This window comes from Phycicoccus sp. Root563 (assembly GCF_001427915.1).
Classification (GTDB): domain Bacteria; phylum Actinomycetota; class Actinomycetes; order Actinomycetales; family Dermatophilaceae; genus Pedococcus.
Genome location: NZ_LMGM01000001.1, coordinates 2,543,478 through 2,555,774, shown reverse-complemented (window position 1 = coordinate 2,555,774; position 12,297 = coordinate 2,543,478). Strand labels below are relative to the sequence as shown.

Annotated in this window: 13 protein-coding genes and 1 pseudogene; 5 read left to right on the top strand and 9 right to left on the bottom strand. The window is 72.3% G+C overall.

Going from position 1 to position 12,297, the window contains the following annotated elements; all coding sequences use genetic code 11:
* Window positions 1–2: 2 nt before the first annotated feature.
* On the bottom strand, window positions 3–1,067 hold the full coding sequence (locus tag ASD62_RS12100) for a type III polyketide synthase (protein ID WP_056917355.1): 1,065 nt from the start codon (window positions 1,065–1,067) through the stop codon (window positions 3–5).
* Window positions 1,068–1,143: 76 nt separating this feature from the next.
* On the opposite strand from ASD62_RS12100, the gene ASD62_RS12095 reads away from it, so the two are divergent.
* The gene (locus tag ASD62_RS12095; RefSeq protein ID WP_082553232.1) at window positions 1,144–2,004 is read left to right on the top strand and encodes a UbiA family prenyltransferase; all 861 of its coding nucleotides are present in this window, start codon (window positions 1,144–1,146) and stop codon (window positions 2,002–2,004) included.
* A gap of 10 nt (window positions 2,005–2,014) precedes the next feature.
* On the opposite strand, the gene ASD62_RS12090 is transcribed toward ASD62_RS12095, so the two are convergent.
* A complete protein-coding gene (locus ASD62_RS12090) occupies window positions 2,015–2,812 on the bottom strand; it encodes an amino acid ABC transporter ATP-binding protein (protein ID WP_056916174.1) in 798 nt (265 codons plus the stop codon).
* Window positions 2,809–4,287: an ABC transporter substrate-binding protein/permease gene (locus ASD62_RS20995; protein ID WP_369818798.1), complete on the bottom strand. Its 1,479-nt coding sequence runs from the start codon at window positions 4,285–4,287 to the stop codon at window positions 2,809–2,811. The genes ASD62_RS12090 and ASD62_RS20995 overlap by 4 nt, the downstream gene beginning before the upstream one ends.
* A gap of 38 nt (window positions 4,288–4,325) precedes the next feature.
* Between ASD62_RS20995 and ASD62_RS12080 the strand changes: the two genes are divergently transcribed.
* On the top strand, window positions 4,326–4,694 hold the full coding sequence (locus ASD62_RS12080) for an iron chaperone (protein WP_056916173.1): 369 nt from the start codon (window positions 4,326–4,328) through the stop codon (window positions 4,692–4,694).
* Here ASD62_RS12080 and ASD62_RS12075 read toward each other — a convergent pair.
* The gene (locus tag ASD62_RS12075; RefSeq protein ID WP_056916172.1) at window positions 4,657–5,868 is read right to left on the bottom strand and encodes an FAD-dependent monooxygenase; all 1,212 of its coding nucleotides are present in this window, start codon (window positions 5,866–5,868) and stop codon (window positions 4,657–4,659) included. The genes ASD62_RS12080 and ASD62_RS12075 overlap by 38 nt on opposite strands.
* Window positions 5,869–5,924: 56 nt before the next feature.
* On the opposite strand from ASD62_RS12075, the gene ASD62_RS12070 reads away from it, so the two are divergent.
* Window positions 5,925–6,449 (top strand): MarR family winged helix-turn-helix transcriptional regulator, encoded by a 525-nt coding sequence (locus tag ASD62_RS12070; RefSeq protein ID WP_056916171.1) that lies wholly within the window; start codon window positions 5,925–5,927, stop codon window positions 6,447–6,449.
* On the opposite strand, the gene ASD62_RS12065 is transcribed toward ASD62_RS12070, so the two are convergent.
* The 3 genes from ASD62_RS12065 to ASD62_RS12055 all read right to left on the bottom strand — a co-directional run bounded on the left by ASD62_RS12065 (window position 6,438) and on the right by ASD62_RS12055 (window position 8,616).
* Window positions 6,438–6,893, bottom strand: coding sequence for a VOC family protein (locus ASD62_RS12065; protein WP_056916170.1), 456 nt, complete (start codon window positions 6,891–6,893; stop codon window positions 6,438–6,440). The genes ASD62_RS12070 and ASD62_RS12065 overlap by 12 nt on opposite strands.
* Before the next feature lie 166 nt (window positions 6,894–7,059).
* Window positions 7,060–8,061, bottom strand: coding sequence for a GTP pyrophosphokinase family protein (locus ASD62_RS12060; RefSeq protein WP_056916169.1), 1,002 nt, complete (start codon window positions 8,059–8,061; stop codon window positions 7,060–7,062).
* A 36-nt stretch (window positions 8,062–8,097) separates the two neighbouring features.
* Window positions 8,098–8,616 (bottom strand): DinB family protein, encoded by a 519-nt coding sequence (locus tag ASD62_RS12055; protein WP_082581003.1) that lies wholly within the window; start codon window positions 8,614–8,616, stop codon window positions 8,098–8,100.
* Between the two features lie 26 nt (window positions 8,617–8,642).
* On the opposite strand from ASD62_RS12055, the pseudogene ASD62_RS12050 reads away from it, so the two are divergent.
* Window positions 8,643–9,362, top strand: a pseudogene (locus ASD62_RS12050) (NADPH-dependent F420 reductase); the annotation flags it as partial.
* 40 nt (window positions 9,363–9,402) lie between these two features.
* The gene (locus ASD62_RS12045; protein WP_157581449.1) at window positions 9,403–10,359 is read left to right on the top strand and encodes a hypothetical protein; all 957 of its coding nucleotides are present in this window, start codon (window positions 9,403–9,405) and stop codon (window positions 10,357–10,359) included.
* Window positions 10,360–10,395: 36 nt separating this feature from the next.
* Here the strand turns inward: ASD62_RS12045 and ASD62_RS12040 are convergent, their stop codons facing one another.
* Window positions 10,396–11,640 (bottom strand): cysteine desulfurase-like protein, encoded by a 1,245-nt coding sequence (locus ASD62_RS12040; protein ID WP_056916165.1) that lies wholly within the window; start codon window positions 11,638–11,640, stop codon window positions 10,396–10,398.
* 38 nt (window positions 11,641–11,678) lie between these two features.
* On the bottom strand, window positions 11,679–12,200 hold the full coding sequence (locus ASD62_RS12035) for a 2'-5' RNA ligase family protein (RefSeq protein WP_056916164.1): 522 nt from the start codon (window positions 12,198–12,200) through the stop codon (window positions 11,679–11,681).
* Window positions 12,201–12,297 lie beyond the last annotated feature (97 nt).

Sequence of the window (12,297 nt, the reverse complement as noted above, 5' to 3'; positions counted from 1 at the left end):
GGTCAGGCCCCCGGGGCGTGCAGGAGGACCATCTCGAGGCAGAACCCCGGGCCCATCGCGAGCAGCAGCCCATGGGTGCCGGGCGCGGGCGGACGGTCGCGCAGCGTGTCGGCGAGCACGTGCAGGACCGACGCCGACGAGAGGTTGCCGATGCGGGCCAGGCTGTCCCACGTCATCCCGAGCGCGTCGCGGTCGACCTCCAGGGCCTCCTGCATCGCCTCGAGCACCTTGGGCCCACCCGGGTGGGCCACCCACCAGCCGATGTCCGCACGGGTCAACCCCTGGTCGGCGAGGAACCCGTCGACGTCCTCGCGCAGGTTCTCCCTGACGAGGTCGGGCACCTCGACACCCAGGACGATGCGCAGACCGCTGGCCCCGACGTCCCACCCCATGGCGCGCTCGGTGTCGGCATACATCCGGCTGCGGGTGGCGAGCACCCGCGGTCCGGACGCGGACCCGTGGTCGGCGCCCACCATGACCACGGCCGCGGCCCCGTCGCCGAACAGGCCGCTCGCCACGAGGTTGGCCATCGAGGTGTCGTCGCGCTGGACGGTGAGGCTGCAGAGCTCCGTGGACACGAGGACGGCCACCTCGCCGGGGTGGCCCAGCAGGTAGTCGTGGACCCGTGCGACCCCGGCAGCCCCGGCGACGCAGCCCAAACCCACCAGGGGGACGCGCTTGACGTCGGCCCGCAGCCCGATGCGCGCGGCGATCCGCGCCTCGACCGAGGGGACGGCCAACCCGGTGATGGTCGCGGAGACCACCAGGTCGACGTCCCGCACGGTGAGACCCGCCGCCGCCAGCGCCTCCTCGACCGCCTCCGAACCCAGGTCGACGGCGACGCGGATGAACTCGTCGTTGGAGGCGCCGAAGTCCTTGAGCTCGGGGTAGCGCTCCAGCGGGAGGGCCAGGTGCCGGAACTCGACGCCTGCGTTGCCGTGGACCCGTTGCAGGAGAGGCAGGTTCGGCTTGTGGGGAGCAAGGACCTCGGCGAAGACCTCGGTGACCTCGCTCTGGGGGTAGCGGTGCTCCGGGAGCGTGCCGCGGACGGAGAGGAGGTGGCTCACCTCCACAGCCTAGGCACGGCCGGCCCGGGAGCGCGCCCTCGGCGCCATACCGCTCCTCGCACCTACGCTGCGGGGTATGGGTGAGGGCACCGACGGACCGGCGGCACCGTCCGCCGCGCGGCCCCGACCGGGCCCGCACCGCCTGCTCGCGATCCTCGCGGCGGCCCACCCCGCACCCGCCCTCGCGGTCACCGTCCTGACCGCCCTGCTCGCCGTGGCTGCCGGGCACTCCTTCGGCTCCGGCCTCCTCGTCGTGGCCGCGGTCGCGACCGGGCAGCTCGGGATCGGGTGGTCCAACGACCTCATCGACGCCGACCGCGACCGCCGGGTCGGCCGGACGGACAAGCCCGTCGCCACCGGCGCCGCGTCGGAGGCCGTGGTTCGCAGCGCCATCGCGGTGTCCCTCGTCGCGTGCGTGGTGCTCTCCCTCGCGTGCGGCTGGCGTTCGGGGTCGGTGCACCTGGCGCTCGGGGTCGCCTCCGGGTGGGCCTACAACCTCGGCCTCAAGCGCACGGCCTGGTCGGCGGTCCCGTATGCGGTCGCCTTCGGCGCGCTGCCCGCGGTCGTCAGCCTCGCCCTCCCAACCCCGTCCTGGCCACCGGCCTGGATGGTCGCCACCGGCGCAGTCCTGGGGGTGGGCGCGCACCTGCTCAACGCCCTCCCCGACCTCGCGGACGACGCGGCGACCGGTGTGCGAGGGCTCCCCCAGCGGCTGGGGGCAGGCGTCGTGCGGGTCGTGGCACCGCTGGTGCTGCTCGCAGGCTCCGCGGTCGCCGTGCTCGGCCCGCCGGGTCCGGTGCCACTGTCCGCAGCCGTCGCCGGAGGGCTCTGCGTCGCGCTGGCCGCGGTCGCAGTGGGCGGACGGGGACGGGTCCCGTTCCTCGCCTCGATCGCCATCGCGCTCGTCGACGTCGTCAGCCTCGTCCTGCGCGCCTGACGGCGCGGCCTCAGATGGGTTCGAGCAGCCGCTGGAGGAAGGTCTTGGTCCGGGGGTGCTGGGGGTTCGCGATGACGTCCTGCGGCGGACCCTGCTCCACGATCAGGCCGCCGTCGATGAAGAGCACCTGGTCGGCGACCTGCTGCGCGAACCTCAGCTCGTGCGTCACCACCACCATGGTCAGGCCCTCTCCGGCGAGGGCCTTCATCACGCCGAGGACGTCGCCGACGAGCTCGGGGTCGAGCGCGGAGGTGGGTTCGTCGAAGAGCACGAGGTCGGGCCGCATCGCCAGTGCCCGGGCGATCCCGACGCGCTGCTGCTGACCGCCCGAGAGCTGGAAGGGGTACTTGTCGGCGTGGTCGGCCAAGCCCACCTTGTCGAGGAGCCGGCGAGCCCGCTCCGTCGCCTCGGCGCCGGGTTCGTGCTGGACGACGACCGGGCCCTCGGTGACGTTCTCGAGCGCGGTCTTGTGCGGGAAGAGGTGGTGGGCCTGGAAGACCATGCCGCTGTGGCGACGCAGCGCCATGAGCTCGGCCCGCTGCGCTCGGGGCAGGCGGCCGCGGGCACCGGGGTTGATGCCGGCGAAGTCGACGGTGGTGTCGCCGATCCGGACGATCCCCTTGTCGGGCACCTCGAGGGCGTTCAGGGCGCGCAGCAGCGTGGTCTTGCCGGAGCCGGACGGTCCGATGACGCAGGTGACGGTGCCCGGGTCGACGGTGAACGACACGTCCTCGATGACGACGTTGTCGCCGAAGGACTTGCGCAGGTGCTCGACCTCGACGAGGTGGGTGCTGGGAGAGGTGCTCATGCGGCCACGAACCTGTTCAGTCGGGTCTCGGTGCGGGACTGGACGAAGGACAGCACGAGGCAGATGACCCAGTAGTAGACAGCCGCCATGCCGAACAGTGCGAGGAACTCGAAGCTCGGGGCCGCCGCGAGCCGGGCCTGCTGGAACAGCTCGGTCACGAGGATGACCGCGGCGAGCGAGGTGTCCTTGACCAACGAGATCAGGGTGTTGGACAACGGCGGGACCGCAGTCCTCGCAGCCTGCGGCAGGATGATCCGCCGCAGGGTGGTGGCGTAGTCCATGCCGACGGTGGACGCAGCCTCCCACTGCCCCTTGGGCAGGCTCTCGACGGAGGAGCGGACGATCTCCGCGGCATACCCACCGACGTTGACGCTGAAGGCGATCACCGCTGCGAGGAACGGCTCGATCTTCACCCCGAGCTGGGGCAGGGCGTAGAAGATGAGGAAGAGCTGCACCAGCAGCGGCGTCCCGCGGATGAACGAGATGTAGAGCCGGGCGATCCCCGACACCACGGGCTGCTTGGACATCCGCATCAGGCCGACCGCCAGCGCGATCACCATGCCGATGGCGAAGCTGATCGCGGTGAGCGGGATGGTCTTGGTGAGGGCCGCGCGCGCCATCGGCCAGGCGTTGTCCTTCATCACCTGCAGGGTGCTGGTCTGCTTGCGCTCGGCACCGAAGTACTTGGCGTAGATCTTGTCGAGCGTGCCGTCGGCCTTGAGGTCGGCGATGGCCTTGTTGAGCTGGGGAAGGTAGCCCGAGCCCTTCCTCGCCGCGAGGACCGACCTGCTGACGTCGTCGGTCTCGGCGACGACCTTCACCCCCGCGTCCTTCTTGGTGGCGAGGTAGTTGCGGATGGCCAGCTTGTCGTTGACCAGGGCATCGACGCGCCCCTGCTCGAGGTTGTCGATCGCGAGCGCCATGTCGTCGACCGGCACGACCGTCGCCCCGGCCTTCTTGGCGACCTCGGCCCAGTTGCTCGTGATGTTCTGCGCCGACCGCTTCCCCTTGAGGTCGGCGATGGTCTTGATCCGGGTCTCGTCCTTGCGGACGACCAGGACGCCGGTGGTCTCGACGTAGGGGTCGCTGAGGTCGTACCGCGCGTTGCGTTCCTCGTTGAAGGTGATCTGGTTGGCGACGACGTCGAACCGGCCGGCCTCCAGGGCCGCGAACATCGAGGTGAAGGGTGTCTCGACGTACTCGACCTTCACCCCGAGGTGCTTGCCGATGGCGTTCATGACGTCGACGTCGTAGCCGGTCAGGCCGCTGCCCGTCCCGCCGTGGTAGCTGAACGGTGGGTAGACGCCCTCCGTCCCGACCTTGATGGTCGGCGGGAGCCCAGCCGCCCGGGCGGCACCGAGTGGGTCCATCTCGCCACCCGTGCTGGTGCTCGAGGCCGGGGCTGCGGACGACGGCACCGCCACGCAGAGCAGTCCCAGCAGGACCACGAACAGGGCGGAGGCGGCGCGTTTCACCCTGTCACCGTATCCACGCACCGGAGTAGCGTCGCGCCATGGCGCCGTTCGAGACGGTCGAGGCCTACCTCTCCGCGCTGTCCGGGCCGAGCCGGGACGCGGTGGAGCGGCTGCGCGCCACGATCCTGGCGGAGCTCCCGGGTGCCGAGGAGAGGATCAGCTACGGCATCCCCGCCTTCTTCGTGGACGGTCGGGTCGCGATGTACGTCGCCGGGTGGAAGGGACACGTGAGCGTCTACCCGATCCCCGAGGGTGACGAGGCGTATGCCGCCGAGACCGCCCCCTACGTCGCGGGGCGGGGCACGCTGAAGTTCCCGTTGTCGGCCCCGCTGCCGCTCGAGCTCGTCGCACGGACGGCCCGGCTGCACCTCAACCGCGTCCGAGGGACGGGGCAGCCTGCAGGGTGACGCGGTGGCCGGTCATCCACTCCTGGGACCTGTCGGTGACCGCGTACCTGAAGACGACCCGCATCATCGCCTCGAGGGGCACGCGACCCACCCGACCGGAGATCTTCGCGCTGCTGGACCGCGCCCCGACCTTGACGATCTTCTCGACGCGGGCCCTGCGCCGGGCCTCGAAGCGGGCGAACCCCTCCGGCACCGAACCGGCATCCCGCAACGATGCGGCGAGCTCGACGGCATCCTCCAGGGCCATCGAGGCACCCTGACCGGAGCTGGGCGACGGCGCGTGCAGGGCGTCCCCCACCAGGGCGATCCGTCCGCGGTGCCACGTGGGCACGTGCGGCAGGTCGTAGGTGTTGTCACCGGCGAGCTCCAGCTCTCCTGCCTCGATCAGGGCCCGCGCCGGGCCTGCGTCGTCCTCCGCGAGCCGGGCCAGCCGGTCCCGCCACTCCTCGGGGGTGGTGCCGGCCCGCTCGGCGGGCGCGATCTCCGGCCGGGGCACGTTGACGAACCACACGACGTCGCCCGCCGGTGTCGGGTGCGCCCCGAAGAACGACCGCCGCCCGAACACGAAGTGCCACGACTCCGGAGCCAGCTCGGACGCGAGCGCGGTGCCGCGGGTGATGCCCCCGAAGTTGGTGAGTCCGACGTACCGTGCGCCCGGCGCCCCTGGGTCGACGGCTCGGCGCACGGTGGAGTGCACGCCGTCGGCGCCGACCACGAGGTCGGCCGACAGCTCGCTCCCGTCGGCCAGGGTGGCGACCGCGGCGCCTGCATCCGTGGCCACGGAGACGACCCTGGCGCCCTGACGTACCTCGATCCCCCGCGACCGGGCCTCGTCACCCAGCAGCCGGCCGAGGTGCGAACGCTTCATGGTCAGGGCGGGCGTGCCGTCGGCCAGCGGCGTGCCGGCGGTGACGCGGCCCAGCAGCTTCCCCGTCGCGCCGAACATGAGGTTGGTGCGGGTGCTGCTGCCGATGCCCCGCGCGAGCTCCAGGGTGCCGATCGCCTCCAGGGCGCTGAGTCCGTTGGGAGCGACCGTGAAGTACGAACCCACCTGGTCGCCCGCCCCGCGGGACTCCAGGTGGGACTCCAGGACGAGCGCGTCGATGCCGACCTGCTGCAGGGCCAGGGCGGTGGCGGGTCCGGCGATGCCGCCACCGACGACGAGAGCCTTCACGGTGATAGCCTTTCTTACGACAATCAGATAGTTCGATAATCGAAAGGATTGCACGCATGGCACGACGACGTCAACAGGTCGTGGACGACCTCGGTCGGGCGATGCAGCACTACCAGCGCAGCGTCGCGGCCTTCGACGACGCCGTCGGGCGGCAGCTCGGGCTCGGCCCGGCCGACCTGCGCTGCCTCGACGTGCTCGTGGAGGGACCTCGGACCGCGGGCGAGCTCAGCGTGGCGACAGGGCTCAAGCCGGCGGCCACCACGGCGCTGCTCGATCGGCTGGCCGCCAAGGGGTACGTGCAGCGAGAGCCGAGCCCGACCGACCGACGCAAGATCCTCGTGGCGATGACCGAGGAAGGGATGCGTCGCACCTGGGCGGCCTACGGGCCCATGGTCGAGGAGGGTCAGCAGGGGTTGGCGAGCTTCACGGTGGCCGAGCTGGAGCGGCTGCGCGCCCTGCTCGACGGCTTCACCGAGGTGACCGATCGCCACCGGGAGCGGGTCGCTGCGACCGCACCGCCCGCGGGAGCCACAGCGCGCACGCCGTCCGCATCGGCGAGCGGACCCCGGTCAGGCGCCTGAGTCCTCGCCACCCGCGGCGCCCGGGTCCTCGCCACCGGCCGAGCCGGCGATGTTGACCATCCACGCCGTCCCGAAGCGGTCGGTGAGCATGCCGAACTCGTCGCCCCACATCTGCTTCGCGAGCGGCATCGTCACGGTGCCGCCGTCGCTGAGCTTGTCCCAGTAGCCACGCAGCTCGTCGGCGTCGTCGCCGCTGATGCTGACCGTGATCGACGAGCCCGAGTCGCGCTCCATCCCCTCGGGCACGTCGCTGGCCATCAGCGTGAAGCCGGCGTCGGTCACGAGCTGGGCGTGCATGATCTTGTCCTTGTCGGGGCCGTCCGCCGCGCCGTACTCGCCGAAGGTGTTCATCGTCAGGGTGCCGCCGAAGGCGTCGTGGTAGAACTCCATCGCCTCACGGGCGCGGTTGTCGAAGCCGAGGTAGGGGTTGAGCGTCGAGGCCATCAGGTGCTCCCAGGGGTGGTCGGGACCGGCCGACCGGCGCGGCCGAGGGTGATGCCCCGGACGATAGACCCGGGCGCCGACAGCGTCATCACCCTTTCTGCGGGCCTCCCGCACCCTTTCTGCGGGCCTCCGCACCCTTTCTGCGGGCCTCCCGCGCGCCCCCGACTCAGGCGCGCAGCTTGTCCAGACGAGCCCGCAGCGACGCCTCCCGGTGGGCGTTGCCGTGCAGCCCGAGGTAACGGGCGCCGAACACCGCGAGCAGGGCGTCGTCCAGCCGACGCACGGCCCCGGCCGGGTAGCGGTAGCCCATCCGCGCGTCGATGGCCGGTGCGTCGATCGACTGGAGCAGCCCGGCGAGCTCCTCGAGCGAGGTGATCCCGAGCTCGAGCAGCAACCCGGAGATCCAGGCGTAGTGGTCGGTGCGTGACCAGCCGGCATCGGTGAACTGGCCGCCGAGGAAGGTCGCGAGGTCGGAGGCGCTGATGCGCGGGTCGCTGTCGTCGGCCGGGAGGGCGTGCTCACCCATGGTCGCCTGCAACCGGTGCCGGATCTCGGAGAACTCACGGTCGGCGAGCTCGAGCAGGCCCGCGGCCAGGGTGAACCGTCGGTCGAGGTCGCTGACGTGCTCCTCGGGGATGGTGCCCTTGTAGCGGATGTCGTGCTCGAACTCGGCCCAGGCGTGCTGGAGGATCGTCCGCACCTGCACGGACGCGCTGAACCCCTTCAGCGAGTCGTACTGCGCCGGCGCACCCTTGATCCGGTCGATCGCCACGAGCAGGTGCCGGCTCGCGTAGCCGAACCGTCCCTGTCGCGCCGTCTCCTGCCCGAGGTCGCGGTCGTCGAGGACGCTGAGCTGGTCGGAGAGCAGGTCGGCGACGGCAGTGACGTCGTCACGCAGGTAGGTCACCACCCGGACCCCCACCTGGTCGGTGATCTGCTCGATCGGGTCCCCGTAGAGCGGGTCGCCGTCGGGGCCCGTGCGGGCCGCCTTGCCCGCGAACGAGGCGACGCTCTTGGCCCGGCCGGTCACCGACACGTAGTTGATGCCGGCGTCGTCGAGCAGCGCCGTCACCATGGCGACGTACCCGTCACTGGCCTCCTGCACCTGACCGTGCACGGCGGCATACCGCTGCACGGCGTCACGGATGCGCTCCTGGTCCTCACTCACGGACCCCACCCTGCCGTATGCCGCGCTGCGGCGGGCTCAGTGACCGGTGCGGCCGTCGATCCGCTCACGCAGCAGGTCGGCGTGGCCGCAGTGCCGCGCGTACTCCTCGATGAGGTGCACGAGCAGCTCCCGCAGGGAGATGGGGTCGCGGGTCGGGTGGGTGCTCATGAGCTCGAGCGAGGCGGCCTGCGCGACGAACTCCTCGGCGTGGGCGACCTCCCGTCGCCAGCACTCCCACGCCTCGGCCACGACCTCGGGATCGGCGACCGCGCCGTCGAAGTCGGCGTCGACGACCTCGCTGGTGCCGTAGAGGCGCGGGATCTCGTTGCCCTCCATGGTGATCCGGAACCAGATGTGCTCGACCTTTGCGAGGTGCCGCAGCAGACCGAGGAGCGACAAGGAGGACGGTTCTACCGAACGGGTCGCCAGCTGCTCCGCCGTCAGGTCTTCGCACAGTCGCGCGAAGGTGAGCCGGAAGTGGCCGAGGTACTCCACGAGCACCTCCCGCTCACTGGCGGGCGCGGGGCTCTGGGAGTCGTTCGACGGGGAGGTCATGGCGCAGAGCATGCCAAAGCCGGAATCAACGGGGTCGCCAGACGGTTGACGCGGGCATGACGACATGGGGTTTCATCGGCAGTGGCAACATCGGCAGCACCGTCGCACGGCTGGCCCTCGCGGCCGGCCACGAGGTCGTGATGAGCAACAGCCGCGGGCCGGAGACGCTCGCCGACCTCGTCACCGAGCTCGGCCCGGGTGCACGGGCCGCGACGGCGGCAGAGGCTGCGAAGGCCGGGGACGTGGTCGTCGTGACCATCCCCCTCAAGAACTACCGCGACATCCCGGTCGACGAGCTCGCCGGCAAGGTCGTCATCGACACCCTCAACTACTACCCGCAGCGTGACGGGCAGGTCGCCGAGCTCGAAGACGAGTCGACCACGACGTCCGAGCTGGTCCAGGCGCACTTGCCCACGTCCCACGTGGTCAAGGGTTTCAACAACATCTACTTCGAGCACCTCCGGGCCCTGGCCCGCCCCGCCGGCTCCCTTGAGCGCAGCGCCCTCGCGATCGCCGGGGACGACGCCGACGCCAAGGCCACCGTGACGCGGCTGTTCGACGAGATCGGCTACGACACCCTGGACCTCGGCCCCCTCGCCGAGGGCTGGCGCACGCAGCGCGACACCGCGGCCTACGCCGTGATGTATGCCGCGGACCCCACCGACTGGTCGAAGGGGCCGGCGCCCGTGGACGCCTCCGTGCTCGCCGACCGTGCAGCTGCGGCGAAGCGGTACCGCGACAGCTGACCCGGTCCGGCCGACGGGCCGGCGGCTACCCTCGGTGAGCGTGCGCCCCACCCTCGCGATCGTCGTCGCCGGCCTGCTGCTGGCTGCCTGCTCCTCGCAGCCACCCGGCCGCGCGGCCGGCACGGGCTCCGCCGCCTCCTCGGGGGCCACCACCGCCACGTCACCGGGGACCACCGCGGCCAGCCCGACCACGTCCACGACCGCCGCGACCAAGCGACCCTCGACCGCCACGGCCACGAAGACCGCGCGGTCCACTCCCTCGACCCCCGAGGCCGCCACGCCGACGCCGTCGCGTTCCACGGCCGGCGGCCCCGCCAGACCCGCGGGCCTGGTGGGCGACACCCGCAACGCCCTGGCGTTCGCCCCGCTGTCCGATCCGGGCGACGTCACCGTCGAGGGCTCGGTCCCGAGCTGGAAGGCCTGGTCGACGTCCAAGGTGCTGGTCGTGGCGGCCTTCCTCGACACGGTCTGCGACGGCGACCCCGGCAGGGCCACCGCCCAGCAGCGCCGATGGATCTCTGCCGCCCTGACCGCCTCCGACGCGGACGCGGTCGTGGCGCTGCGCAACGAGATCCCCGGCAGCCCCGGCGCCGCGATCACCGGCGTCCTGCGCTCGGTCGGCGACACCCGCACCGTCGCCCCGGACACCTCGCAGGGCGGGATGCAGTGGACGATCCGTGAGCAGGTGCGGTTCATGGCCGCGCTGGCGAACGGCCGTGTGGTGTCCCGCGCCTCGAGCAGCTACCTGCTCTCGTCCATGCGTCCGATCAGCGCGCACCGGTGGGGGCTGGGCACCATCGGCGCGGGGGCGTTCAAGGGTGGCTGGCTCCGCCCCGACACCGTGACCCGCCAGATGGGGATCTACGACGGTTATGCCGTCGCGATCATCACCGACCACGTGGGCCCGGCGGTGGTCCAGACCGATGGCGACTCCGCGCACGTGCAGCAGATGAACCGGCTGGCGACCATCCTCAAGGCCCGTCTCGCCCGGGAGTAGCGAGAGCTGGCGCCGGCGACCGCGGCCGGCGCGACGTCAGGCCCGCGCGAACCAGGCGTCGAGGCCGTCGAGCAGGCGGGCGACGTCGTCGTCGTCCGTGTACGACGCCAACCCGATCCGCAGCGCACCCGCGTCCCCGAGGCCCAGGGCCCGGGACGCCTCTAGGGCGTAGAAGTTGCTGGCCGGGACGTTCACCCCGCGGTCGGCGAGGAAGCGATAGATCGCGGAGCTGTCGTGCCCGTCGAACCCCACCAGCAGGGTCGGGGTGCGGTGGGCGGCACGGGAGTAGAGGGTGGCTCCGGGCAGCTCGGCCAGGGCGGCCTCGATGCGCCCGCGCAGCTCGAGCTCGTGCGCCTCGACCGCGGCCAGGGAGCGCACCAGCCGTTCCCGGCGGGAGGCGTCGGACCCGGTGCCCGGCACCAGGTCGGCCATGAAGTCGATCGCAGCGGCGGTGCCGGCCATGAGCTCGTAGGGCAGCGTCCCCAGCTCGAACCGTTCGGGCACCGCGTCGGACGACGGCGCGAGCTTGTCGGGCTGCAGGGTCTCGAGGAACGCCGGGTCGGCCGCGAACGCCCCGCAGTGCGGCCCGAAGAACTTGTAGGGCGAGCAGGCCACGACGTCGGCACCGGACCCGACGAGGTCGACGCTCGCGTGGGCGGCGAGATGGACGGCGTCGACGAACAGCAGCGCACCGTGGTCGTGGGCGATCCCGGCGATCGCGGGCAGGTCCGGGCGGGTGCCGATGAGGTTGGAGGCACCGGTCACCGCGACCAGCCTGGTCCGGTCCGTCACCACGTCCGCGAACGCCTGCGGGTCCAGCTCGCCGGTCTCCGGGTCGAACTCCGCCCACCGGACCGTCGCGCCGACAGCCTGGGCGGCGAGCACCCACGGACGGATGTTCGCGTCGTGGTCGAGCCGGCTGACGACGACCTCGTCGCCCGGCCCCCAGTCCTTGGCCAGCGTGCGCGACAGGTCGAACGTCAGTGCCGTCATGCTCCGCCCGAACACCACCCCACCGGGCTGGGCCCCCAGCAGGTCCGCGAGCGCGGAGCGGGCGGCGAGCACGTGGGAGTCGGAGTTCTGCTCCGCCCTCGTGACGCTGCCACGGGTCGACATCGGGGCGGTCATCGTCGACGCCACGGCTTCGGCCACGACCGTCGGGATCTGAGAGCCACCGGGGCCGTCGAAGTGCGCGGCGCCACCGTCCAGGGCCGGGAACTGGGCGCGGAGGGCGACGACGTCGAGGACGGCGGGGGCAACGGCGGGTGCGGTCGGCGGCATACCCAGCACTGTGCCATCCCCGCGCGGGCAGGGTCGCGTCAGACCGTCCACGCGCGCCGGGCGTCGGAGTCCCAGCGCCGCAGTGACACGGCCTCGCCCACCAGCTCCGGCACCCCACCACGCTCGCGACCCAACGTCCCCAGCGCGGTCGCCACCTCCTCGGCGGGTATGCCGCGGGCGAGCGTCACGTGCGGCACCCACCTCCCCGGGACGGTGTGGGGCGAGGGGTCGGCGGCACCGGCGACCGCGGACCATACGGCGGTGTGGAGGTCCAGCAGGGCGCGGTCGGTGACGACGAGGCGGGCCAGCACGACGCGGCGGCCACCGAACAGCACCGGCGCGCCGAGCCGCACGGGGACCGGGATCCCCGCCGCCACTGCGGTCAGGAGCTCCTCCGCCGCACCGGGGAACGCGCCGGCGACGGCGACGGAGACGTGCGGCGCGTTGGTCTCGCCGCGGTGGTCGGCCTGGCTGGGCAGCCCCGCCGTGGACAGGGCCGCCCACTCGGCGCGGACCGCGGCATCGGTGGCCGGGTCCAGGAGGAGCTCGACGGACTGCACGACCCCATCCTCGCCGCCGGGGTGACGTACGGCACGCCCGCAGCACGGACTGGCGCCTGTCGCCGCGAGTTCACCGTGCGGCGGGAATCAGTCGCCG

Excerpts from the sequence above, each read along its gene's own strand:
- ASD62_RS12095 (WP_082553232.1), top strand. The coding sequence starts at position 1,144 with ATGGGTGAGGGCACCGACGGACCGGCGGCACCGTCCGCCGCGCGGCCC.
- ASD62_RS12090 (WP_056916174.1), bottom strand. The coding sequence starts at position 2,812 with ATGAGCACCTCTCCCAGCACCCACCTCGTCGAGGTCGAGCACCTGCGC.
- ASD62_RS12080 (WP_056916173.1), top strand. The coding sequence starts at position 4,326 with ATGGCGCCGTTCGAGACGGTCGAGGCCTACCTCTCCGCGCTGTCCGGG.
- ASD62_RS12070 (WP_056916171.1), top strand. The coding sequence starts at position 5,925 with ATGGCACGACGACGTCAACAGGTCGTGGACGACCTCGGTCGGGCGATG.
- ASD62_RS12065 (WP_056916170.1), bottom strand. The coding sequence starts at position 6,893 with ATGGCCTCGACGCTCAACCCCTACCTCGGCTTCGACAACCGCGCCCGT.
- ASD62_RS12055 (WP_082581003.1), bottom strand. The coding sequence starts at position 8,616 with ATGACCTCCCCGTCGAACGACTCCCAGAGCCCCGCGCCCGCCAGTGAG.
- ASD62_RS12040 (WP_056916165.1), bottom strand. The coding sequence starts at position 11,640 with ATGCCGCCGACCGCACCCGCCGTTGCCCCCGCCGTCCTCGACGTCGTC.